Source organism: Enterobacter sp. RIT637 (assembly GCF_019718755.1).
GTDB lineage: Bacteria > Pseudomonadota > Gammaproteobacteria > Enterobacterales > Enterobacteriaceae > Enterobacter.
Window position 1 is genome coordinate 1 of record NZ_JAIHAZ010000057.1, and the last position, 778, is coordinate 778.

Here is a 778-nt window from a genome sequence, read left to right on the forward strand (position 1 = left end):
GCATTTACGTCAAAAACGCCCACGCCAGCCGCGCAGCGCCAGGGTGCTCGGATGGCTGGCGTCACCTGTCTGACCATGCCCCGTTAAGTGCGGAGATTCACTTATGAAAAGTTCATGGCGAGAAGGTAACCAAATTACGCTGCTGGAAAATGGCGATGAGTATTATCCCGCCGTTTTTGCTGCCCTCGATGCGGCAGAGCAAAAAGTTATTCTCGAAACCTTTATCTGGTTCGAGGACGATGTGGGCCGTCAGCTCCATCAGGCCGTGCTGCGCGCGGCTCAGCGCGGCGTTAAAGTCGAAGTGCTGCTCGACGGCTACGGTTCGCCTGACCTCAGCGACAGCTTCGTCAACGAGCTGACCGCCGCAGGCGTGGTGTTCCGCTATTACGATCCGCGCCCGCCGCTCTTCGGCATGCGTACCAACGTATTTCGCCGGATGCACCGCAAAATTGGGGTGGTGGATGGCAACGTCGCGTTCGTGGGCGGGATCAACTACTCCGATGAACATATGTCCGACTACGGCCCGGAGGCGAAGCAGGATTATGCGGTGAAAGTCGAAGGCCCGGTGGTGCAGGATATCTTGCTCTTTGAGCTGGAAAACCTGCCGGGGCAGTCGGCGGTGCGCCGCTGGTGGAAACGCCATCATCGCCCGGAAGAAAACCGCCAGCCCGGTGAGGCACAGGCGCTGATTATCTGGCGCGATAACGACGAGCATCGGGACGATATTGAACGCCACTATCTGAAGATGCTCGCCAATGCGAAGCGCGAAGTGATCATC

At 58.4% G+C, this 778-nt stretch carries 1 protein-coding gene and 1 pseudogene; both read left to right on the plus strand.

Features of this window, described 5'->3' with window-relative positions; translation table 11 throughout:
* Positions 1 to 107 (plus strand): annotated as a pseudogene (locus K5E19_RS24285) (EEP domain-containing protein); the annotation flags it as partial.
* The coding region (gene clsB, locus K5E19_RS23110) for a cardiolipin synthase ClsB (protein ID WP_221553265.1) at positions 104 to 778 on the plus strand (675 nt) is incomplete at its 3' end. The pseudogene K5E19_RS24285 and the gene clsB, both read left to right, overlap by 4 nt.